The sequence below is a fragment of the Burkholderia sp. FL-7-2-10-S1-D7 genome, assembly GCF_001524185.1.
In the GTDB taxonomy this organism is placed as follows: domain Bacteria; phylum Pseudomonadota; class Gammaproteobacteria; order Burkholderiales; family Burkholderiaceae; genus Burkholderia; species Burkholderia diffusa.
The window spans coordinates 37866-59622 of the sequence record NZ_LOWY01000035.1 but is presented as its reverse complement, the minus strand read 5'-3'; the positions used below and the strand labels follow the sequence as shown (position 1 = coordinate 59622).

Here is a 21757-nt window from a genome sequence, read left to right as displayed (position 1 = left end):
TCGAAATGTTGAACCGGAGAAAATGCGCCGAGCAATCCGCATGCCGCGTTGCACGGCACCCGTTCGGGACTCGCCGCGCTCAGCCGCCAGCGCTCGACACGAGCGGCGCGAGCGCGTGCAGCGCCTGCGCGGCCAGCTCGGCCGCACCGCCGACGACGATCGCGAAACCGACGATACGCCGCACCCACTCGGCCGGCGTGAACGCGGTGCGCATGTTCAGCATCATTTGCGTCATGGTCGTCACTCCTTCGACAAGATCCTGGAAGAAAAAACGGCCGGTCGTGCGACCGGCCGTTTCACGTTACAGCGTGACTGCGTTACCGCATCGCGACATTCACGCGAGGTCGAAGCGGTCGAGGTTCATCACCTTGTTCCAGGCCGCGACGAAATCGCGCACGAACTTCTCGTTCGCGTCCGCGCTGCCGTACACCTCGGCCAGCGCACGCAACTGCGAGTGCGAACCGAAGATCAGGTCGACGCGCGTACCCGTCCACTTGACCTGGCCCGTCGCCCGATCGCGCCCTTCGAACACGTCGTTCGCGGCCGACACCGGCTTCCACTCCGTGCCCATGTCGAGCAAGTTCACGAAGAAGTCGTTGGTCAGCGAGCCCGGACGATCGGTGAACACGCCGTGCCGTGCGTCACCGACGTTCGCGCCGAGCACACGCAGGCCGCCGACGAGCACCGTCATCTCCGGCCCGCTCAGCGTCAGCAGCTGGGCCTTGTCGACCAGCAGCGCCTCCGCCGGCGTCTTGTACGCGCGCTTCAGGTAGTTGCGGAAACCGTCCGCAACCGGCTCGAGCACGGCCATCGCTTCGATATCGGTCTGCTCCTGCGACGCGTCCATCCGGCCCGGCGCGAACGGCACCGTCACCGCCACGCCCGCATTCTTCGCGGCCTGTTCGACGCCGGCCGCACCGGCCAGCACGATCAGGTCGGCGAGCGACACCTTCTTGCCGCCCGTCTGCGCATCGTTGAACGCCTTCTGCACGCCTTCGAGCGTTTCGAGCACCTTCGCAAGCTGCGCGGGCTGGTTGACTTCCCAGTCCTTCTGCGGCGCGAGGCGGATGCGCGCACCGTTCGCGCCGCCGCGCTTGTCCGAGCCACGGAACGTCGATGCGGACGCCCATGCGGTCGACACGAGCTGCGACACGCTCAGCCCCGTCGCGAGGATCTTCGCCTTCAGCGCGGCGACATCGGCAGCGTCGATCAGCGGGTGGTCGACGGCCGGAATCGGGTCCTGCCACAGCAGTTGCTCGGCCGGCACTTCCGGGCCGAGATAGCGCGCACGCGGGCCCATGTCGCGGTGCGTGAGCTTGAACCAGGCGCGCGCGAACGCGTCGGCGAACTCGGCCGGGTTCTCGTAGAAGCGGCGCGAGATCTTCTCGTAGGCGGGGTCGAAACGCAGCGACAGGTCGGTCGTCAGCATCGTCGGACGATGCTTTTTCGCCGGATCGAACGCATCCGGAATCACCTCGTCGGCGCCCTTCGCGACCCACTGATGCGCGCCGGCCGGGCTCTTCGTCAATTCCCATTCGTAGCTGAACAGGTGCTTGAAGAAATCGTTGCTCCACTTCGTCGGCGTCGACGTCCACGTCACTTCGAGGCCGCTCGTGATCGCGTCGCGGCCCTTGCCCGATGCGTACGTGCTCTTCCAGCCGAGACCCTGCTGCTCGATGCCGGCCGCTTCCGGTTCCGGACCGACGTTCGATGCGGGGCCCGCGCCGTGCGTCTTGCCGAACGTATGGCCGCCGGCGATCAGCGCGACCGTCTCTTCGTCGTTCATTGCCATGCGCGCGAACGTCTCGCGGATATCGCGTGCCGCCGCGACCGGGTCGGGGTTGCCGTCCGGGCCTTCCGGGTTCACGTAGATGAGGCCCATCTGCACGGCCGCGAGCGGATTCTCGAGTTCACGGTCGCCCGAGTAACGGCTGTTCGGGCCGCCGCTCAGTTCCAGCCAGATCTTTTCCGAACCCCAGTAGACGTCGTCCGGCTCCCACGTGTCGACGCGGCCGCCGGCGAAGCCGAAGGTCTTGAAGCCCATCGATTCGAGCGCGACGTTGCCGGTCAGGATCATCAGGTCGGCCCACGAGATGTTGCGGCCGTATTTCTGCTTGATCGGCCACAGCAGCCGGCGCGCCTTGTCGAGGTTGCCGTTGTCCGGCCAGCTGTTCAGCGGGGCGAAGCGCTGTTGCCCGCCGCCCGCGCCGCCACGGCCGTCGGCGGTCCGGTACGTGCCGGCGCTATGCCAGGCCATCCGGATGAACAGGCCGCCGTAGTGACCGAAGTCGGCCGGCCACCAGTCCTGCGACGTCGTCATCAGCGCCTGCAGGTCGCGCTTCACCGCCGCGAGGTCGAGCTTCTTGAACGCTTCCGCGTAGTCGAAATCCTTGTCCATCGGATCGGACAACGCCGAGTGCCGGTGCAGGATGTTGAGATTGAGCTGGTTCGGCCACCAGTCCTTGTTCGACGTGCCGCCGGCCGCCGTGTGGTTGAACGGACATTTCGATTCGGTCGACATGCTTTTTTCTCCTTTACTTGCTCGTAAGCCCCCACTTGCCGGGCGCGGTTCGTGGAGCATTGCAGGGGGATGAAACGGAACAGGTTGGTCCTGTCGTACTACGGGGTGTCAGGCGGCGTTGCCTTCGATGCGGGCTGCGGGACTTCGGACATGCAATGCTCCCTCATGGCTGAATGGCGGTGAGTCGGGGGAACCCGGAACCGGGATGCCGCGGCAGTCATCCGCCATACACACGGTCCGCCAGATACGCGAACGCAATCGGGCGCAGGCTACGGGCCGCGGCCCTCGCGCGATTTACGACCTCGTCGCGCGACGGGATGTTCCGCTGCGCGTGCTGCAATACCGACCGCATCATGACATCCTCCTTTGACATCTGCATTCAGTGTGTAAATCGGACCGCCGATCCAGCGCAATCCATGGAAATGATTCTATTTATTTCTATCATTAATTTGAATTTGATAAATTTCATCTATTCGATAGGCAAAAATAAACGGGGTCGCTAGACCCCGTCCCTTGCCTGCCTCAGATGCACCGCCCCCTGCTCAATTCATCGTCGCCGGCATGTCGAGCTTCGCGACGCCCGGCAGGTCGCACGCGGCGATCGCCTCGCTGATCGCGTCGATCGCCGGCATCCGCGTAAAGCTCTTGCGCCACACCAGCACGACGCGACGATCCGGCACCGGTTCGTTGAACGGCACGTACGACAGCAACTCGGCGTCGGGGCCGTTCGCGCGCGGGCCGACTTCGGCGACCGACATCCGCGGCAGCACCGTGATGCCGACACCGCTCGCGACCATATGGCGGATCGTTTCGAGCGACGAGCCCTCGAAGGTCTTCTGGATACCGTCGGCCGTCTGCGAAAAGCGCATCAGCTCCGGGCACACGCCGAGCACATGGTCGCGGAAGCAGTGACCGTTGCCGAGCAGCAGCATGGTTTCCTGCTTCAGGTCCTCGGCGTCGATCTCGTGACGCTTCTCCCACGGATGGCCGGCCGGCAGCGCGACGACGAACGGCTCGTCGTACAGCGGGCGCACCATCAGGCCGGTTTCCGGGAACGGCAGCGCCATGATCGCGGCGTCGATTTCGCCCTGCTTCAGCAGTTCGAGCAGCTTCAGCGTGTAATTCTCCTGCAGCATCAGCGGCATCTGCGGCACGCGCTGGATCATCTGCTTGACGAGCGTCGGCAGCAGGTACGGCCCGATCGTGTAGATCACGCCGAGACGGAACGGGCCGACGAGCGGGTCCTTGCCCTGCTTCGCGATCTCCTTGATCGCGAAGGTCTGCTCGAGCACGCGCTGCGCCTGCGTGACGATCTGGTCGCCGATCGGGGTCACGCTCACTTCGCTCGCGCCGCGCTCGAAAATCTGCACGTTGAGCTCGTCTTCCAGCTTCTTGATGGCCACCGATAGAGTCGGCTGGCTCACGAAGCATGCTTCGGCCGCGCGACCGAAATGCCGTTCGCGCGCGACCGCGACGATGTACTTCAATTCAGTCAGGGTCATTGTGGGTCAATCAGGGTTATACAGGCGATAGGTTTAATTTATACACCCGTTGGCACCGGTTCGCCAAGTTTCTCTGCATCGCGATGCGCCGATTCACCGCTGAATGACGGTTTCGTATCCGTCCCTGAATGCGCGAATCAGGCCTTCAGATACTGCTCCCGCCCGCCGAGCCAGCGAGCGAGGTGCTGCGTGACCACGTCGGGATACGCGGCGATCAGCCGCGCTGCCGCATCGCGGGCCGGGTCGATCAGCCAGCCGTCGGTCTCGAGGTTCGCGAAGCGCAGCATCGCGGCGCCGGACTGGCGCGCGCCGAGAAATTCGCCGGGGCCGCGAATTTCGAGGTCGCGCCGCGCGATCTCGAAGCCGTCGGTCGTCTCGCGCATCGTCTTCAGCCGCTCACGGCCGGTCAGCGACAGCGGGCCCGAGTACAGCAGCACGCACACCGACGCCGCGGTGCCGCGCCCGACGCGGCCGCGCAGCTGATGCAGCTGCGCGAGGCCGAAGCGCTCCGCGTGCTCGATCACCATCAGGGACGCGTTCGGCACGTCGACGCCGACCTCGATCACGGTCGTCGCAACGAGCAACTGCACGTCGTTGCGCGTGAAGGCTTCCATCACGGCCGCCTTGTCGGCCGGCGACAGCCGCCCGTGCACGAGCCCGACCTTCAGTTCGGGCAGCGCCGCGGCCAGCGTCTCGTAGGTCTCCACGGCCGTCTGCAGCTGCAGCGTCTCGCTCTCCTCGATCAGCGGACACACCCAATAGACCTGGCGGCCGGTCAGCGCGGCCTCGCGCACGCGGGCAATCACCTCTTCGCGCCGCGCATCGCCGACGAGGCGCGTCAGCACCGGCGTGCGGCCCGGCGGCAACTCGTCGATCGTCGACACCTCGAGATCCGCGTAATACGTCATCGCGAGCGTGCGCGGAATCGGCGTGGCCGACATCATCAGCTGGTGCGGCTGGAAATCGCGCGCGCCGTTGGCCGCGTTCGCGGCCTTCGCGCGCAGCGCGAGACGCTGCTCGACGCCGAAGCGGTGCTGCTCGTCGACGATCACGAGGCCGAGCCGCGCGAATTCGACCGTGTCCTGGATGATCGCGTGCGTGCCGATCACGAGCTGCGCGGTGCCGAGCGCCGCGGCCTCGATCGCCGCGCGCTTCTCCTTCGCCTTCAGGCTGCCCGCGAGCCAGGCGACCGATACGCCGAGCGGTTCGAGCCATGCGCGCAGCTTGCGCGCGTGCTGCTCCGCGAGGATTTCGGTCGGCGCCATCAGCGCGGCCTGGTAGCCGGCGTCGATCGCCTGCGTGGCCGCCAGCGCCGCGACGACCGTCTTGCCGCTACCGACGTCGCCCTGCAGCAGCCGCTGCATCGGATGCGCGAGCGTGAGGTCATGCGCGATCTCGTCGACGACGCGCGACTGCGCGCCCGTCAGCGTGAACGGCAGCGCCGCGTAGAGACGCGTCGTCAGCGCGTCGGCATCGGTCGCGGCGCGGCGCGGCATCGCTGGCGCCGCGCGCGTGCGGCGCTCCTCGTGCGCACGCTTGAGCGACAGCTGCTGCGCGAGCAGTTCCTCGAACTTGATGCGCGTCCACGCCGGATGCGAGCCGTCCATCAGCGCGGCTTCATCGGAATCGACGCCCGGGTGGTGCAGGATGCGCACGGCCTGCGCGAGCGTCGGCACGCCGAGCGGCTTCAGGTAGTCGCGTTCGATCTCGGGCGGCAGCAGCTCGGGCAGCGGCGTGCGCTCGACCGCGTTCTCGATCGCCTTGCGCAGATAGGCCTGCGACACGCCGGCCGTGCTCGGATAGACGGGCGTGAGCACCTGCGGCAGCGGCGCATCGGCTTCGACGACGCGCACGGCCGGATGCACCATCTCCATCCCGAAGAAGCCGCCGCGCACGTCGCCGCGCACGCGCAGCCGCTGGCCGACCGCCATCTGCTTGACCTGCGAGCCGTAGAAATTGAGAAAGCGCAGCACGAGCTGCTCGCCGTCGTCGTCCTGGATCTTCACGACGAGTTGGCGCCGCGGCCGGTATGCGACTTCGTTGTCGAACACCACGCCCTCGGTCTGCGCGACGCCGCCCGGCAGCAGTTCGCCGATCGGCGTGAGCGTGGTTTCGTCCTCGTAGCGCATCGGCAGATGCAGCACGAGATCGATCGAGCGTGTGAGGCCGAGCTTCGCAAGCTTGTCGGCGGTCTTCACGGGCTTGTCGGCGGCCAGCTTCTTCTTGCGCTTCGCGCCGGGCGTACCGGCTGCCCCCGCGTCGTCGCTGCCCGCGCCCGGTTCGACGTCGGGCGCGGCGGCGGCCGGCTGCGCGAGCCGCCCGTCGGCGCCGCGCTTCGGGCCCGCGCGGCGCGGCGCGGCACCGCGCGGTTCCACACTTTGCGCGTGTAACGCGGCATCGTCCGCGTCGAACGGATCGGCGGAATCGGCAACAGCGGCAGAGGAACGGCGTGGTGACACAGGCATCGGATCGTCTGGGTGCTTCGCAAGGCAAGTACAATAGCGGCTTTCACGTCGTCCGAACGAACGACGCCGGCCAGGCCGCGCATCCCGCCATCATAGCGGCTTGCGCGCCCCATTCATGCGTTTCCGCCCTGTCGGCGGCGCCCGCCGGCCGTTTCGAACCAGCCCGCATGTTCACGCTTTCCGATTTCGATTTCAATCTGCCCCCCGAGCTGATTGCGCAAACCGCACTGCCCGACCGCACCGCGAGCCGCCTGCTCGAGGTCGATGGCACCGTCGACCCCACGCGCCTCGTCGACCGCCGCTTCGCCGAGCTGCCGTCGTGCATCGCACCCGGCGACCTGCTCGTGTTCAACGATACCAAGGTGCTGAAGGCGCGCTTCTTCGGCCAGAAGGCCAGTGGCGGCAAGATCGAGGTGCTGATCGAGCGCGTGACCGGCACGCACACCGCGCTCGCGCAGATCCGCGCGAGCAAGTCGCCGGGCGCCGGCACGACGCTGCGCCTCGCCGACGCGTTCGACGTGACGGTCGGCGAGCGCGTCGAGCCGTTCTTCACGCTGCATTTCCCGGAGCCGTGCCTCACGCTGATCGAGCAGCACGGCCGCCTGCCGCTGCCGCCGTACATCGAGCACGACGCCGACGCGAACGACGAGACGCGCTACCAGACCGTCTATGCGAGCAAGCCGGGCGCGGTCGCGGCGCCCACGGCCGGGCTCCATTTCGACCAGCCGCTGCTCGACAAGCTCGACGCGATGGGCGTCGAGCGCGCGACGCTGACGCTGCACGTGGGCGCCGGAACGTTCCAGCCGGTGCGCGTCGAGAACATCGCCGAGCACCGGATGCACAGCGAGTGGTACGACCTGCCGCAATCACTCGTCGACAAGATCGCCGCGACCCGCGCGCGCGGCGGCAACGTGATCGCGGTCGGCACGACGTCGATGCGCGCGCTCGAAGCCGCGGCGCGCAGCGCCGACGAAGCGGGCCACCCGCTCGCGGCGACGCAGGCCGAGACCGACATCTTCATCACGCCGGGCTACCGTTTCCGCGTCGTCGACCGGCTCGTCACGAACTTCCACCTGCCGAAGTCGACCCTGCTGATGCTGGTGTCCGCGTTCGCGGGCGTCGAGACGATCCGCGCCGCGTACCGGCACGCGATCGACGAACGCTACCGCTTCTTCAGCTACGGCGATGCGATGCTGCTCACGCGGCGCGACACGCCGGAGGCGCCGCGCGCGTAAGCGCGGCAGGTGCGAAGACGCACGGGCCCGCGACCGCGCAGCCGCCGTGGCTCCCGTTGTCCCGCTGCGCGCGCTCTGATGGCGCGCGCCCGCTTTTCCCCACCGCCGGCTTGCCGGCGGCGTTTCCAACATGCGCCGGACTGTTCTCCGGTGGCAAGGAGAATGACGCGATGACCGAAGGTTCATCCCACGATACGCACGCTCCCGTGCAGGACCGCCCGGCCAACGGGCTCGAATTCGAACTGCTGACGACCGACGGCCATGCGCGCCGCGGCCGCGTGAAGCTCAACCACGGCGTGGTCGAGACGCCGATCTTCATGCCGGTCGGCACGTATGGCACCGTCAAGGCGATCCAGCCGCGCGAGTTGCACGAGATCAAGGCGCAGATCATTCTCGGCAACACGTTCCACCTGTGGCTGCGCCCCGGCCTCGAGACGATCGACGCGCACGGCGGCCTGCACGGCTTCATGGGCTGGAACAAGCCGATCCTGACCGACTCGGGCGGCTTCCAGGTGTTCTCGCTCGGCGACCTGCGCAAGATCACCGAGGATGGCGTGACGTTCGCGTCGCCGATCAACGGCGACAAGCTGTTCCTGTCGCCGGAAGTGTCGATGCAGATCCAGAAGGTGCTGAACTCCGACATCGTGATGCAGTTCGACGAATGCACGCCGTACGCGACCAACGGCGTGCCGACCACGCACAAGGAAGCGGCCGACTCGATGCGCATGTCGCTGCGCTGGGCGAAACGCTCGCTCGACGAGTTCGACCGGCTCGGCAACCCGAACGCGCTGTTCGGGATCGTCCAGGGCGGGATGTTCGAAGACCTGCGCGACGAATCGCTCGCGGGCCTGTCGGAGCTCGGCTTCCACGGCCTCGCGATCGGCGGGCTGTCGGTCGGCGAGCCGAAGGAAGACATGATGCGCGTGCTGCGGCACGTCGGCCCGAAGCTGCCGGCCAACAAGCCGCACTACCTGATGGGCGTCGGCACGCCGGAGGATCTGGTCGAGGGCGTCGCGAACGGCGTCGACATGTTCGACTGCGTGATGCCGACCCGCAACGCACGCAACGGGTGGCTCTTCACGCGCTTCGGCGACGTGAAGATCCGCAACGCGACGCACAAGAATTCGCTGAAGCCGCTCGACGCGAGCTGCACGTGCTACACGTGCCAGAACTTCTCGCGCGGCTACCTGCACCACCTGCACCGCGTCGGCGAAATTCTCGGCGCGCAGCTCAACACGATCCACAACCTGCACTACTACCTGAAGCTGATGAGCGAGATCCGCGACGCGATCGAGACCCATACGTTCGACGCATTCCGCCAGCGCTTCGCGGAGGATCGCGCGAGAGGGGTCGACTGACCGGCCGGCGGGCCGCGTGGCTGTGCACCGCCGCCCGCACCGCGCCACGTCACATGGGACGTGTACTAAATATCGCGTCCCGGCCGCCAGTTGTGGCCGCCGAATATTACAATTGCCTTTCCAAACGCGTCGCGACGGTGCCGGTTCATGCTTTAACAGCTTGATCCGAAAGCGCATTTGCTGCGCCGTTTGCACATGGGGCCGGTGGTAGAATAACCGGCTTAATTTTCGATCTTCCCCTACGGAGAGACCAACGTGCCGTTCATTTCCAATGCCTTCGCGCAAGGTGCCGGTGGCGCCGAATCGAGCCTGATGAGCTTCCTGCCGCTCATCCTGATGTTCGCGGTGCTGTACTTCATCATGATCCGTCCGCAGATGAAGCGCCAGAAGGAACACCGCAACATGCTCGCGGCCATGGCGAAGGGTGACGAAGTCGTCACGAGCGGCGGCCTCGTCGGCAAGGTGACGAAGGTCACCGAAGGCTACATCGGCGTCGAAATCGCCGAAGGCACCGAAATCACCGTGCAGAAGGCTGCCGTCACGACCATTCTGCCGAAGGGCACGATCAAGTCGCTGTAAGGCTTTCACCGAGCGTCCGGCTCCCCGCGTCGTGCCCGCCTGAGAGAGCGGGCCGCCGCGGCGCCGGACGCGACGCTTTCACGCCAACCACCCGTTCGGCCCCCTCATGAATCGTTATCCACTCTGGAAATATGTCGTGATGGTCGTGGCGCTCGCCATCGGCCTTCTGTACACATTGCCCAACTTCTTCGGCGAAGCGCCGGCGGTGCAGGTGTCGAGCGGCAAGGCCACGGTCAAGCTCGACTCGACCACGCTGACCCAGGTCGAATCCGCGCTCGCCTCCGCGCAGATCACGCCGGACGACGTCACCTTCGAGAACACGGCGTCCAACGCGAACATCCGCGTGCGCCTGAAGGACACCGATACGCAGCTGCGCGTCAAGGACCTGCTGCAGAAGTCGCTGAACGCCGATCCGAACGATCCGCAGTACGTCGTCGCACTGAACCTGCAAAGCGCGTCGCCGCGCTGGCTGACCGCGCTGCACGCACTGCCGATGTATCTCGGCCTCGACCTGCGCGGCGGTGTCCACTTCCTGCTCCAGGTCGACATGACGGGCGCGCTCACGAAGAAGCTCGACTCCGACGCGTCCGACGCGCGCACGCTGCTGCGCGACAAGAACATCCGCGACGGCGGCGTGAGCCGCGTCGACCAGTCCGTCGTCGTCAACTTCAGCGACGCGCAGACGGCGGAAGACGCCCGCAAGGTGCTCGCCGCGTCGGTCACCGAACTGCAATGGGCGACCCAGCCCGGCGGCGGCGGCACGCAAGTCGTCGGCACGTTCACGCCGGCCGTGCAGAAGTCCGTCGAGGACGCCGCGCTCAAGCAGAACCTGACGACGCTCCACAACCGCGTGAACGAACTCGGCGTGTCCGAGCCGATCCTGCAACAGCAAGGCAGCGACCGCATCGTCGTCGAACTACCGGGCGTGCAGGACACCGCGAAGGCGAAGGACATCATCGGCCGCACCGCGACGCTCGAGGCGCGCCTCGCCGATCCGATCAACACGCATCCGAACCCGAACGACCCCGTGCCTCCGGGCGAGGAGCTGTTCACGCAGGGCAACCAGGCGCCCGTTCTGCTGAAGAAGGAAGTGATCTTCACCGGCGACCGCATCATCGATGCGTCGGCCGGCTTCGACGAACACCAGCGTCCGTCGGTCAACATCCGCCTCGACTCGGCGGGCGGCCGCTCGGTGCGCGCGGTGTCGCGCGAGAACATCGGCAAGCCGATGGCAATGGTGCTGTTCGAGAAGGGCAAGGGCGAGGTGCTGACGGTCGCGACGATCCAGTCCGAACTCGGCGACCGCTTCCAGATCACGGGCCAGCCGACGCCGCAGGCGGCGGCAGACCTCGCGCTGCTGCTGCGCGCCGGTTCGCTCGCCGCACCGATGGACATCATCGAGGAACGCACGATCGGCCCGAGCCTCGGCGCGGACAACATCAAGATGGGCGTCCACTCGGTGATCTGGGGCTTCTGCGCGATCGCCGTGTTCATGATCGCGTACTACATGCTGTTCGGCGTGATCTCGGTGATCGGCCTGTCCGTGAACCTGCTGCTGCTCGTCGCGGTGCTGTCGCTGATGCAGGCGACGCTGACGCTGCCCGGTATCGCGGCAATCGCGCTCGCGCTCGGCATGGCGATCGACTCGAACGTGCTGATCAACGAGCGCGTGCGTGAAGAACTGCGCGCCGGCCAGCCGCCGCAGATCGCGATCCAGGCCGGCTACGCGCACGCGTGGGCGACGATTCTCGACTCGAACGTCACGACGCTGATCGCCGGCCTCGCGCTGCTCGCATTCGGCTCGGGCCCGGTTCGCGCGTTCGCGATCGTGCACTGCCTCGGCATCCTGACGTCGATGTTCTCCGCGGTGTTCTTCTCGCGCGGGATCGTCAACCTCTGGTACGGCGGCCGCAAGAAGCTGAAGTCGCTCGCGATCGGCCAGGTGTGGAGGCCGGAAGGCGCCACGGCCGGCGCGTCGTTCGCCGCGGCCGACGAATCGACCGACACCGCGCGCGCCGCGAAGCTCGCCGCACCCGCGAAGGGCAACGCACCGCGCGCCGGCAAGCCGCAACTGCGCAACCGCGCGCAGCAAGGCGTGTCGCCGAAGAAACCGGGCTCGACCCAATAAGGCCCCGGAGACGAAGCCATGGAATTTTTCCGCATCCGTAAAGACATTCCGTTCATGCGGCACGCGCTGGTGTTCAACGTGATCTCGCTGGTCACGTTCCTCGCCGCCGTGTTCTTCCTGTTCCACCGCGGGCTGCACCTGTCCGTCGAATTCACCGGCGGCACGGTGATCGAGGTGCAGTATCAGCAGGCCGCGCAGCTCGAGCCCGTGCGCGACACGCTCGGCAAGCTCGGCTACGCCGACGCGCAGGTGCAGAACTTCGGCACGTCGCGCAACGTGCTGATCCGCCTGCAGCTGAAGGAAGGCCTCACGTCCGCGCAGCAGAGCGACCAGGTGATGACCGCGCTGAAGGCGCAGAGCCCGGACGTGACGCTGCAGCGCGTCGAGTTCGTCGGCCCGCAGGTCGGCCGCGAACTCGCGACCGACGGTCTCCTCGCGCTCGCGTGCGTGGTGATCGGCATCGTGATCTACCTGTCGATCCGCTTCGAATGGAAGTACGCGGTCGCCGGCATCATTGCGAACCTGCACGACGTCGTGATCATTCTCGGCTTCTTCGCGTTCTTCCAGTGGGAGTTCTCGCTGGCGGTGCTCGCGGCGATTCTCGCGGTGCTCGGCTACTCGGTCAACGAGTCGGTCGTCATCTTCGACCGGATCCGCGAAACGTTCCGCCGCGAACGCAAGATGAGCGTGTCGGAGGTGATCAACCACGCGATCACGACCACGATGTCGCGGACGATCATCACGCACACGTCGACGGAAATGATGGTGTTGTCGATGTTCTTCTTCGGCGGCCCGACCCTCCACTACTTCGCGCTCGCGCTGACGGTCGGCATCATGTTCGGCATCTACTCGTCGGTGTTCGTCGCGGGCTCGCTCGCGATGTGGCTCGGCATCAAGCGCGAAGACCTCATCAAGGAAAAGAAGACGGCACACGATCCGGACGATCCGAACGCAGGCGCGCAGGTTTAAACACCGCGTCGTTTCGGCGGATACCAGAAGGCCGGCCCTGTTGGACCGGCCTTTTTTCATGCGCGAGCCGCGCCCGCTTCCTCCGGCGCGACCGCACGGACCGTCGGCTACAATCGCTTCACCATCCCGCCCAGCCACCCGTCCAAGCCGCGGTCCTCATGATGCCTGCCACGCGTGTCGTTCATCGCATCGTCGCCTGGAGTACCGGTGCCGCCGCCGCGGCTGCGTTCGTTGCATGCGCATCGGCCGCCCGCGCGCAATCCGCGTCCGCCCCGCCCGCCGCTGCTGCTGCCGCGGCCTCACAACCGTCACCCTGCCCGCCCGACTGGGAACCGCAGCTCTGCGAGCTGAAGGCCGCGGTCGAAGTGCTGAAGAAGCAGCACCTGACCGACGTCGACATCGGCGCGTTGCTCGACGCCACCGTGCACGACGGAATCAAGACGCTGCCGTACGCGCGCTTCTTCAACGCAAAGGAGGAACAGGAACGGCGCGACGACGAGCGCCGCGCACGCGACGGCACGCCGGGCATCGGCATCGTGTTCGAGACGCGGCCCGACGGGCTGCACATCATCGACGTGATCCCGGACGCGCCCGCCGAACAGGCCGGCGTGCGGCCCGACGATCTCGTCGTCGCGATGAACGACCGGAGCGTCGTCGGGCTCGACAGCAGCGAGGTCGTGAATCTCGCGAAGGGCGACGCGGGCGTGCCGCTGAAGCTCACGATCCGGCGTGGCCCTGACCATGCGACGCTGACCCTCGCGCCGGTGCGCGCAATCGTCCGGCCACACCCGGCGACCGCCAAGCGGCTCGCCGGCGACATCCTGTACACGCGGCTGTCGAGCTTCCCGGAGCCCGCGGTCGGCAACTATATCGACGCGGTGCAGGCCGCGCGCCGCGCGGGGCCGCCCGTGAAAGGCGTGATCTTCGACCTGCGCATCAACGGCGGCGGCGCACTGAATGCGGCGATCGGCATCACCGCGCTGTTCGCCGGGCGCGACCGCACCGCGATGGTGACGCTCGAGCGCGACGGCACGAAGCGCCGCCGCTTCACGACCAACTGGCCCGACTACGAACTGCCGGTCATGCACGGCCAGGATCCGCTCGCACCGCTGCAGGCAGACGACTGGTGGCGCACCGTGCCGCTCGTCGTGCTCGTCGACGGACAGAGCGCGTCGGCCGCCGAAGCGACAGCGGCGGCACTGAAGGATCTCGGCCGCGCGCGGCTGCTCGGGATGCCAACCTACGGAAAGGGGCTCGCGCAAACCGGCGTCGACCTGATCGACGGCACGCGCATCAGTTTCACGTTCGCGCGCAACCTGCGGCCGAACGGCTGCCCGATGGACGGTTACGGCGTCGTGCCGGACTGGCTCGTGCCGCCGCGCCACGACTCGGACGTCGATGGCGTGCTGCTGTGGTACCGCGAAGTCGATCTCGCCCGCGCGCCGTATGCGGACCGGCTGGCACCCGATCCGTTCGCCCTGACACGCAAGGCACGGCAGAAACTGCGCGAAGCGCGCGTGCGCGAGAAAATCGATACGTCGAAGAGCGCGGCGCTGCCGCAGCGGGAATTCGGCACGGAGGCCGACTGGCAGCTCCGGCAGGCGCTTGACGCACTCGCCGGCCGGCCGGTGCAGACCGTCGCCGCGCCCGCGCAACTGATGCCGGCGCAGCCGGTATGTGAGCACGGCAGCGACTGACGCGCCGCCGCGCCCCCCGCGTCACCGGAACCCGAACCGCCGGCGCAGCACGATCAGCGCCGCGAGGCTCAGCACGGCCGCGAACATCAGGTAGAAGCTCGGCGCGGTCTTCATCCCGGTGGCGCGGATCAGCCACGCGATGATGAACGGCCCGAAGCCACCGAAGATCGTCACCGCGACGTTATACGCAAGCGACATCCCGGTCGTGCGCGTCTGCACCGGAAACACTTCGGACAGCAGCCCGGGCAGCGCCGCGAAATAGCCGGTCATCAGGAACGCGAGCAGCACCTGCAGCGCGATCAGCGTGCCGAAGCCCGGATGGGCGACCAGGTACGCGAACGCCGGATAGATCAGCACGAGGATGCCGACGGCCGGCGCGAGCATCACGCGCACGCGTCCGTAACGATCCGACCAGTGGCCGACGAGCGGTGCGAACGCCATCTGGATCACGCCGACGACGAGGATCGCGGCAAACGCGGCCGACGGCGCAAGGCCGAGCTGCTTCACGCCGTAGGTCGGCATGAACAGCACGAGATAGGTCGCGACGGTGCCGAGCACCACCACGCCCATCGCGGCGACGAGCCGTGCCTTGTGCGACGCGAGCGTGTCGCGCAGCGGGCTCGCGGTGCTTTCGGCGGCGAGGAATTCGGGCGTCTCGTCGACCTTCGAGCGGATGTAGTACGCGACGGGCCCGAGCAGCAGCCCGAAGAAGAACGGGATACGCCATCCCCACACGGCCATCTGGTCGGCCGTGAGCTGTGCGTTCAGCACGGTGCCGAAGCCGGCGGCGAGCAGCGTCGTGAGCCCCTGGCTCGCGACCTGCCAGCTCGCGAAAAAGCCGCGCCGGCCCGGCACGTGCTCGGCCAGGAACGCGGTCGCGCTGCCGAATTCGCCGCCGGCGGAGAAACCCTGCATCAGCCGCGCGGCGACGAGGATCAGCGGCGCCGCGACGCCGATCGTCTGGTAGGTCGGCAGCACCGCGATCACCAGCGTGCCGGCCATCATCAGCAGGATCGACAGCGTAAGCGCGGCCTTGCGGCCCGCGCGGTCGGCGTACGCGCCGAGCACGATCGCGCCGAGCGGGCGCATGAAGAACGACACGCCGAACGTGCCGAGCGTGAGCAACAGCGACACGGTGTCGTTGCCGGCCGGAAAGAACAGCTTCGAGATCGTCACCGCGAAGAAGCCGTAGACGACGAGGTCGAACCACTCGAGCGCGTTACCGATCGACGCGGCGACCACCGCGCGCCACACGCGCGGCGACGAGGCAATGGAGCTGGACTGCGTGACGGCATGCATCGGCGATCTCCTTGTCGTTGTACGTTGTGTCCGGCGCGCCGATTCTCGCGCCGCGCGCTGCGCCGACGATTATAGGCGCGTAAAAAAAGCCGCCGCGCCCCCTGAAAACGGGAGCGCGGCGGCTGGCTCGCGACGGGCCGGCGGCGTAACGCGGCGGCCAGCCCGGCCGCGCGCGTTACTGCTGCTTGACGGCTTCGGCCGTGATCAGCAGCTTCGTCTTCATCTTGAAGCCGTACTGCTTGCCGTAGTCGAGGCCAAAATCGTCGCGGCTGAATTCGCCGACCGCGTCGACGCCGCACACTTCGCGCTTGAGCATCGGATGCGGCATGCACTTGAACGAATCGATCTTCAGCGTGACCGGCTTCGTGACGCCGTGCATCGTCAGGTTACCGACCACCGACACCGGCTTGTCGCCGTCGAACTTGATGGTGCCCTTGTAGTTCGCCTGCGGGAACTTGGAGACGTCGAAGAACTCAGCCGTCTGCAGGTGCTCGTCGAGCTTCGCGCTGCCCGTGTGGATCGACGCGATGTCGGTCGTCACGTCGACCGTACCGGTCTTCGCCGCGCGGTCGAGCGTCACGGTGCCGCTCGACTTGTCGAACTTGCCGCGCCAGACCGACAGGCCGCCGAAGTGGTCGGCCTCGAAGCTCGGGTACGTGTGGCTCGGGTCGAACTGGTACGTCGCGCTGTCAGCGAATGCCGAGAACGACAGCGAAGCGGCCAGCGCGCCCGCGGCGATGATCAGATGCTTTTTCAAACGCTTTCTCCTTGAAACAGCGCCGCGCCCTCGCGCGGCATTCGGGGTGATGCGACAACCCGCCGCTTACTTCGTGGCGACGAGATGAAACTTGATCTGCACTTCGTCGGCGACGATCGACGTGTCCTTCCACTCGCCGGTGCCGACGTTGAACGCCGAACGCTTGATCGGCAGCACGCCGTCGAAGGTCTGCGTCGAGCCGCTCTGCGTGACCGTGACGGGCACCGTGACGGTCTCGGACTTGCCCTTGATCGTCAGCTTGCCGGTCACGTTGTATTTGTTGCCGCCCGCCGGCGCGATCGCCGACGACGCGAAGGTCGCCTGCGGATACGTCTTTGCGTCGAACCAGTCCTTGCCCGCGACCTGGTCGTTGTACATCTTGTCGCCGAGGTCGAAGCTCGCGACGTCGATCGTCATTTGCGCGCTGCCCTGCGCGGCCTTGGCCGGGTCGAACTTAACCTGCGCGGAGAACTTCCTGAATGCGCCTTCGGTCGGCACGTTCATCTGCTTCGACACGGCGGACACCTTGCTCTTCGCGAGATCGACGTCGGCGTGCGCCGCGGCCGACGCGAGAAGTGACACCGCAGCGAACGCGGTCAGCATGGAGCGGGAGAAAGACACTTTCATGGGATCCTTCATTTGGCAAAGGGATGCATCCGCGACAGCAGGCCGTCGCGGTCCAACAACTGGTGCTTGAGCGCCGCGAGCACATGCATGGCGACGAGCGCAAGCAGAATGTAATTCAATGACACGTGCAGCGTCTTGAAGGTTTCCTTCAGCACAGGATCGGGATCGATCAGGCGCGGCAGCGGCACGATGCCGAGATAGACGACCGGAATGTTCGACGCGGAGCTATACAGGTAGCCCGTCACCGGAATCACGATCATCAGCACGTACAGCAGCATGTGCACGCCGTGCGACACCGCACGCTGCCACGCCGGCGTGCCGCCCGGCAGCGGCGGCGGCCGGTGGGTCGCGCGCCACAGCACGCGCACGACGGCGAGCGCGAACACCGTCACGCCGATCCACTTGTGCCACGAGAAGTACTTGAGCTTCGTCGGCGTGAAACCGGGAATGTCGGTCATCACCCAGCCGAGTGCGAAGCCGCAGACGATCAGGAGCGCGATCAGCCAGTGCAGCGCGATCGCGGTGTGACCGTAGCGTGCCGGCGAGGCCGGCGGCGATTTCGATGCCATCATGGATTCCTCAGTTGAGCGAACGGCTGCGCCGGTAAATTCGTCCGACGCTTGTCAAGGGCGCCATGCTACCGCAACCTTTTGTCTCGCGCGGACTCCGAGGACAGGCGAGTCATCCTGCTGCCAGGTTTGCGTTATGTTACCGCCCAGTCACGCGGTAACGGGGCGTTGACACGCCGAAAAAGCTGTTTTGGTAAGATTGGCGCGGGTTCCGGCCCCGTCGACGCGTTCCCCGCCCGTCGCACAACCGCCTTTTCCATGCAACGACACGACCTGATTGCCTGCCACGAATGCGACGCACTGTTGCATAAACCGCGCCTGAGCGGTCGCGAAATCGCGCGCTGCCCGCGCTGCGACGCACTGCTCTATCGCAACAGCACCACGCAGATCGAGCGCATCAGCGCGCTTGCGGTCGCGGCACTCGTCACGTTCGTCATCGCGCAGGCGTTCCCGATCCTCGAAATGGACCTGAACGGCACCCGCGTGCAGACGACACTGATTGGCGCGATCGACGCGCTGTGGCATCAGGACATGGAGATCGTCGGCGTGATGGTGTTCTGCTCGACCGTGCTGTTCCCGCTCGTCGAGATGGCCGCACTGCTTTACGTGCTGCTGCCGATCCGGCGTGGCGTCGTGCCGCCGGGCCTCAATTTCGTGCTGCGCACGATCCAGTTCGTGCGGCCGTGGGGGATGATCGAGGTGTTCATGCTCGGGATCGTCGTGACGATCGTGAAGATGGTGAGCCTCGCGCGCGTCGTGCCCGACGCGGCGCTGTTCGCGTTCGGCGCCCTCACGCTGATGACCGCCGTCGTGCTGATGTTCGATCCACGCACGCTGTGGGACATCGCCGACGACCTGCGCGCCGGGCGCACGCCCGCCACATCCGCCACATCCGCCACGCCCGACGGCACCGCGCCGCCGCAAGCGCCCCGCCAATGACGATGCCGACCGCCGCCCGCGAGGGCTACGCCAGCTGCCACGCATGCGGGCTCGTGCAGACGATCGACCATCCGCACGCGCATTGCGCGCGCTGCGGCAGCACGCTTCACTTCCGCACGCCGAACAGCATCATGCGCACCTGGGCGCTGCTGATCGCGGCCGCGATCCTCTATATTCCGGCGAACCTGCTGCCGATCTTGCGCACGTCGTCGATCGTCGGCTCGCAGGACGACACGATCATGAGCGGCGTCATCTATTTCTGGACGTCCGGCGACTGGCCGCTCGCGGTCGTCGTATTCGTCGCCAGCGTCCTCGTGCCGATGCTCAAGCTCGGCGTGCTGACGATCCTCGTCGGCACCGCGCAGCGGCGCACCGTGTGGCGGCCGCTGCAGCGCACGCTCCTGTACCGGATCGTCGAGCGGATCGGCCGCTGGTCGATGCTCGACATCTTCGTCGTGACGCTCACCGTCGCGCTCGTCCATTTCCGTTCGCTCGCCGTCATCACGGCCGGCCCCGGCGCGCTCGCGTTCGGCTCGGTCGTGATCCTGACGATGCTCGCGTCGATGCAGTTCGATCCCCGCCTGATCTGGGATCCAGTCGAAACCTCAGGGAAACACCATGAATAGTCCGCAAGGCCCGCAACAAGACGCGTCCCGGCCGCCCGATCCGGCGATCTCGACGAAAAGCGGCTGGCTGCCGTCGCTCGTCTGGCTCGTGCCGCTGATCGCCGCGCTGATCGGTATCGGCCTCGTGATCAAGTCGGTGCGCGAGCGCGGCCCGGAAATCTCGATCAGCTTCCACAGCGCGGAAGGGCTCGAGCCGGGCAAGACGCAGGTGAAGTACAAGGACGTCGAGATCGGCATGGTCAAGACGATCAAGCTGTCGAAGGACCTGTCGCGCGTGCTCGTCCAGGTGCAACTGAAGAAGGAAGCCGAGGACTTCGCGGTCAAGGGCTCGCGCTTCTGGATCGTGCGTCCGCGCGTCGGCGCGACCGGCGTGTCGGGGCTCGGCACGCTGCTGTCGGGCGCGTACATCGGCGTCGATGCCGGCCACGGGCAGGACACGCAGACCGACTTCACCGGCCTCGAGACGCCGCCGGCCGTGACCGGCGACCAGAAGGGCACGCAATACGTGCTGCGCGGCGATTCCCTCGGCTCGGTCGACATCGGCTCGCCCGTCTACTACCGCCGCGTGCAGGTCGGCCAGGTGGTCGGCTTCTCGCTCGACAAGGACGGCACGGGCGTCACGTTCAACGTGTTCGTGAACGCGCCGTACGACCAGTACGTCGGCGTGAACTCGCGCTGGTGGCAGGCGAGCGGCGTCGACCTGCGGCTCGATTCGAGCGGCCTGAAGCTGAACACGCAGTCGCTCGCGACCGTGATCCTCGGCGGCATCGCGTTCCAGACGCCGCCGAACCAGGGCAGCGGCGCGACGGCGCCGAACAACACGACCTTCCGCCTCGGCTCCGACGAGGCAGACGCGATGCGCGATCCGGACGGCCAGCCGCTGCAGGTCGTGATGAACTTCAACCAGTCGCTGCGAGGGCTCGCGGTGGGCGCGCCGGTCGACTTCCGCGGCATCGTGCTCGGCGAAGTGACGAACATCGGCATCGACTTCGATCCGAAGACCAAGAACTTCCTGATGCCGGTGACGATGAACGTGTATCCGGAGCGGCTCGGCCCGCGCTTCCGCGAAACGATCGAGAGCAAGGGCGAACCGGGCCGCCGCGAGATCGTCACGCGCCTCGTCAGGCACGGGCTGCGCGGCCAGCTGCGCACCGGCAACCTGCTGACGAGCCAGCTTTATGTCGCGCTCGACTTCTTCCCGAAGGCACCGGTCGTGGAGATCGACGCGGCACGCCAGCCGCTCGAGCTGCCGACCGTGCCGAACACGCTCGACGAACTGCAGCTGCAGGTCGCCGACATCGCGAAGAAGCTCGACAAGGTGCCGTTCGACCAGATCGGCGCGAACCTGAACAGCGCGCTGTCGAACGCCGACAAGCTGTTCAAGCAGCTCGACACGCAGGTCGCTCCGGAAGCGCGCGACACGCTGTCGGCCGCGAAGCAGACCTTCTCGACCGCCGAAGCGACGCTGCAGCAGGATTCGCCGCTGCAGTCCGACGTGCGCGGCGCACTGAAGGAACTCACGCGCACGCTGCAATCGCTGAACGCGCTCGCCGACTATCTGGAGCGCCATCCCGAATCGCTGCTCAAGGGCAAGCCAGGAGATCAACAATGACGACGACACGCGCGAACATCGTCGCGAGCGGCGCGGCGGCAGTCTTCGCCGCGCTTGCACTCGCCGCGTGCAGCTCGCCGCCCGCGCGGTTCTATACACTGAGCCCGGCCGACGCAGCCGCGCCCGTGCGTAGCGCGCCCGCCAACCCGTCGTTCCTGATCGAGGTGCCGTCCGTCGGCGTGCCCGAGCAGGTCGCGAAGAACCAGCTCGTCGTGCAGAAGAACGCCGCGCAGGTCGACGTGCTCGAACAGGAGCGCTGGGCCGCGCCGCCCGCCGACGAAATCCGCCGCGCGTTGTCCGACGACCTCGCCGCGCAGCTCGGCACGATCGACGTCGCGAATTCCGCGTATCCGGCCGGCGTGCCCGTCTATCGGATCAGCGTGAACGTGCAGCGCTTCGAGTCGTGGCCCGGCAAACGCGCGGCGATCGATGCGGTGTGGAGCGTGCGCGCGCTCGGCACGCAGGCCGTGATGACGTGTCGCACGAGCGTCGCGGAGCCGGTCGCCGATGGCTACGACGCGCTCGTCGCGGGCCACCGGCGCGCGCTCGACGTGATCGCATCGCAGGCCGCGTCCGGCGTGCGCGCGATGGCTGCGCGGCGCGGAGCCGCGGCTGCGTCGGCCACCCCGACGACCACGTCCGGCAAGGCGACGGCCGCCGCGCCCGTCGTGCCTTGCCCGGCCAGTCCGACGCCCGGCGACAACGCGGGCGCGACCGGCAAGCCGGGCGCGTAAGCGCGACACGCGGGCCGGCGTCCGATGCATGCCGCGGTACGGCTGCATTCGGCACACACCGCCCGACACACGCCGCCCGATAATCATCGTCGGCATCGATCCGCGTGCGCGTGCAACCGCGCACGCGTACCTGCCGCCCT

Annotated in this window: 18 protein-coding genes; 10 read left to right on the top strand and 8 right to left on the bottom strand. The window is 67.2% G+C overall.

Features of this window, described 5'->3' with window-relative positions; all coding sequences use genetic code 11:
• Window positions 1–79: 79 nt before the first annotated feature.
• From WS75_RS34140 to recG, 4 genes are all read right to left on the bottom strand, one after another.
• Window positions 80–235: a hypothetical protein gene (locus tag WS75_RS34140; protein ID WP_179948915.1), complete on the bottom strand. Its 156-nt coding sequence runs from the start codon at window positions 233–235 to the stop codon at window positions 80–82.
• 99 nt (window positions 236–334) lie between these two features.
• Entirely contained in the window at window positions 335–2521 is a 2187-nt protein-coding gene (gene katG, locus WS75_RS15395; protein ID WP_059681247.1) for a catalase/peroxidase HPI, read from the bottom strand.
• Window positions 2522–3063: 542 nt separating this feature from the next.
• Complete coding sequence (locus WS75_RS15390; protein ID WP_059681246.1) at window positions 3064–4023, bottom strand: hydrogen peroxide-inducible genes activator; 960 nt, start codon at window positions 4021–4023, stop codon at window positions 3064–3066.
• A 137-nt stretch (window positions 4024–4160) separates the two neighbouring features.
• Window positions 4161–6488 (bottom strand): ATP-dependent DNA helicase RecG, encoded by a 2328-nt coding sequence (gene recG / locus WS75_RS15385; RefSeq protein ID WP_059681245.1) that lies wholly within the window; start codon window positions 6486–6488, stop codon window positions 4161–4163.
• 167 nt (window positions 6489–6655) lie between these two features.
• On the opposite strand from recG, the gene queA reads away from it, so the two are divergent.
• The 6 genes from queA to WS75_RS15355 all read left to right on the top strand — a co-directional run bounded on the left by queA (window position 6656) and on the right by WS75_RS15355 (window position 14454).
• Window positions 6656–7723 carry a tRNA preQ1(34) S-adenosylmethionine ribosyltransferase-isomerase QueA gene (gene queA, locus WS75_RS15380; protein WP_059681244.1) on the top strand — a complete coding sequence of 356 codons (1068 nt, stop codon included), beginning with the start codon at window positions 6656–6658 and terminating at the stop codon, window positions 7721–7723.
• A 170-nt stretch (window positions 7724–7893) separates the two neighbouring features.
• The gene (tgt, locus tag WS75_RS15375) at window positions 7894–9081 is read left to right on the top strand and encodes a tRNA guanosine(34) transglycosylase Tgt (RefSeq protein ID WP_059681243.1); all 1188 of its coding nucleotides are present in this window, start codon (window positions 7894–7896) and stop codon (window positions 9079–9081) included.
• A gap of 255 nt (window positions 9082–9336) precedes the next feature.
• Entirely contained in the window at window positions 9337–9660 is a 324-nt protein-coding gene (gene yajC, locus WS75_RS15370) for a preprotein translocase subunit YajC (RefSeq protein ID WP_006476868.1), read from the top strand.
• A 106-nt stretch (window positions 9661–9766) separates the two neighbouring features.
• The gene (gene secD, locus WS75_RS15365; RefSeq protein ID WP_059681242.1) at window positions 9767–11788 is read left to right on the top strand and encodes a protein translocase subunit SecD; all 2022 of its coding nucleotides are present in this window, start codon (window positions 9767–9769) and stop codon (window positions 11786–11788) included.
• Window positions 11789–11806: 18 nt separating this feature from the next.
• Entirely contained in the window at window positions 11807–12757 is a 951-nt protein-coding gene (gene secF / locus WS75_RS15360; RefSeq protein WP_059465429.1) for a protein translocase subunit SecF, read from the top strand.
• Window positions 12758–12915: 158 nt separating this feature from the next.
• A complete protein-coding gene (locus tag WS75_RS15355; RefSeq protein ID WP_082729605.1) occupies window positions 12916–14454 on the top strand; it encodes a S41 family peptidase in 1539 nt (512 codons plus the stop codon).
• A gap of 21 nt (window positions 14455–14475) precedes the next feature.
• Here WS75_RS15355 and WS75_RS15350 read toward each other — a convergent pair whose 3' ends face one another.
• The 4 genes from WS75_RS15350 to WS75_RS15335 all read right to left on the bottom strand — a co-directional run bounded on the left by WS75_RS15350 (window position 14476) and on the right by WS75_RS15335 (window position 17706).
• Complete coding sequence (locus WS75_RS15350; RefSeq protein WP_059681241.1) at window positions 14476–15753, bottom strand: MFS transporter; 1278 nt, start codon at window positions 15751–15753, stop codon at window positions 14476–14478.
• A gap of 175 nt (window positions 15754–15928) precedes the next feature.
• Window positions 15929–16510 carry a YceI family protein gene (locus WS75_RS15345; protein ID WP_059681240.1) on the bottom strand — a complete coding sequence of 194 codons (582 nt, stop codon included), beginning with the start codon at window positions 16508–16510 and terminating at the stop codon, window positions 15929–15931.
• Between the two features lie 66 nt (window positions 16511–16576).
• A complete protein-coding gene (locus WS75_RS15340; RefSeq protein ID WP_059681302.1) occupies window positions 16577–17137 on the bottom strand; it encodes a YceI family protein in 561 nt (186 codons plus the stop codon).
• 8 nt (window positions 17138–17145) lie between these two features.
• On the bottom strand, window positions 17146–17706 hold the full coding sequence (locus tag WS75_RS15335; protein ID WP_059681239.1) for a cytochrome b: 561 nt from the start codon (window positions 17704–17706) through the stop codon (window positions 17146–17148).
• A gap of 258 nt (window positions 17707–17964) precedes the next feature.
• On the opposite strand from WS75_RS15335, the gene WS75_RS15330 reads away from it, so the two are divergent.
• From WS75_RS15330 to WS75_RS15315, 4 genes are read left to right on the top strand one after another with little or no spacing between them, the layout of a single operon-like run.
• Complete coding sequence (locus WS75_RS15330) at window positions 17965–18645, top strand: paraquat-inducible protein A (protein WP_059681238.1); 681 nt, start codon at window positions 17965–17967, stop codon at window positions 18643–18645.
• Window positions 18642–19271, top strand: coding sequence for a paraquat-inducible protein A (locus WS75_RS15325; RefSeq protein WP_059681237.1), 630 nt, complete (start codon window positions 18642–18644; stop codon window positions 19269–19271). The genes WS75_RS15330 and WS75_RS15325 overlap by 4 nt, the downstream gene beginning before the upstream one ends.
• Window positions 19264–20883 carry a PqiB family protein gene (locus WS75_RS15320; RefSeq protein ID WP_059681236.1) on the top strand — a complete coding sequence of 540 codons (1620 nt, stop codon included), beginning with the start codon at window positions 19264–19266 and terminating at the stop codon, window positions 20881–20883. Before WS75_RS15325 ends, WS75_RS15320 begins: the two co-directional genes overlap by 8 nt.
• A complete protein-coding gene (locus WS75_RS15315; protein WP_059681235.1) occupies window positions 20880–21617 on the top strand; it encodes a PqiC family protein in 738 nt (245 codons plus the stop codon). Before WS75_RS15320 ends, WS75_RS15315 begins: the two co-directional genes overlap by 4 nt.
• Window positions 21618–21757 lie beyond the last annotated feature (140 nt).

What these genes read in the sequence shown, in the direction of transcription:
- WS75_RS15325 (WP_059681237.1), top strand. Translation starts at nt 18,642, where the DNA reads ATGACGATGCCGACCGCCGCCCGCGAGGGCTACGCCAGCTGCCACGCA.
- WS75_RS15330 (WP_059681238.1), top strand. Translation starts at nt 17,965, where the DNA reads ATGCAACGACACGACCTGATTGCCTGCCACGAATGCGACGCACTGTTG.
- WS75_RS15315 (WP_059681235.1), top strand. Translation starts at nt 20,880, where the DNA reads ATGACGACGACACGCGCGAACATCGTCGCGAGCGGCGCGGCGGCAGTC.
- WS75_RS15340 (WP_059681302.1), bottom strand. Translation starts at nt 17,137, where the DNA reads ATGAAAGTGTCTTTCTCCCGCTCCATGCTGACCGCGTTCGCTGCGGTG.
- WS75_RS34140 (WP_179948915.1), bottom strand. Translation starts at nt 235, where the DNA reads ATGACGCAAATGATGCTGAACATGCGCACCGCGTTCACGCCGGCCGAG.
- recG (WP_059681245.1), bottom strand. Translation starts at nt 6,488, where the DNA reads ATGCCTGTGTCACCACGCCGTTCCTCTGCCGCTGTTGCCGATTCCGCC.
- queA (WP_059681244.1), top strand. Translation starts at nt 6,656, where the DNA reads ATGTTCACGCTTTCCGATTTCGATTTCAATCTGCCCCCCGAGCTGATT.
- WS75_RS15335 (WP_059681239.1), bottom strand. Translation starts at nt 17,706, where the DNA reads ATGGCATCGAAATCGCCGCCGGCCTCGCCGGCACGCTACGGTCACACC.
- katG (WP_059681247.1), bottom strand. Translation starts at nt 2,521, where the DNA reads ATGTCGACCGAATCGAAATGTCCGTTCAACCACACGGCGGCCGGCGGC.
- WS75_RS15390 (WP_059681246.1), bottom strand. Translation starts at nt 4,023, where the DNA reads ATGACCCTGACTGAATTGAAGTACATCGTCGCGGTCGCGCGCGAACGG.
- WS75_RS15350 (WP_059681241.1), bottom strand. Translation starts at nt 15,753, where the DNA reads ATGCATGCCGTCACGCAGTCCAGCTCCATTGCCTCGTCGCCGCGCGTG.
- WS75_RS15320 (WP_059681236.1), top strand. Translation starts at nt 19,264, where the DNA reads ATGAATAGTCCGCAAGGCCCGCAACAAGACGCGTCCCGGCCGCCCGAT.
- secF (WP_059465429.1), top strand. Translation starts at nt 11,807, where the DNA reads ATGGAATTTTTCCGCATCCGTAAAGACATTCCGTTCATGCGGCACGCG.
- tgt (WP_059681243.1), top strand. Translation starts at nt 7,894, where the DNA reads ATGACCGAAGGTTCATCCCACGATACGCACGCTCCCGTGCAGGACCGC.
- WS75_RS15355 (WP_082729605.1), top strand. Translation starts at nt 12,916, where the DNA reads ATGATGCCTGCCACGCGTGTCGTTCATCGCATCGTCGCCTGGAGTACC.
- secD (WP_059681242.1), top strand. Translation starts at nt 9,767, where the DNA reads ATGAATCGTTATCCACTCTGGAAATATGTCGTGATGGTCGTGGCGCTC.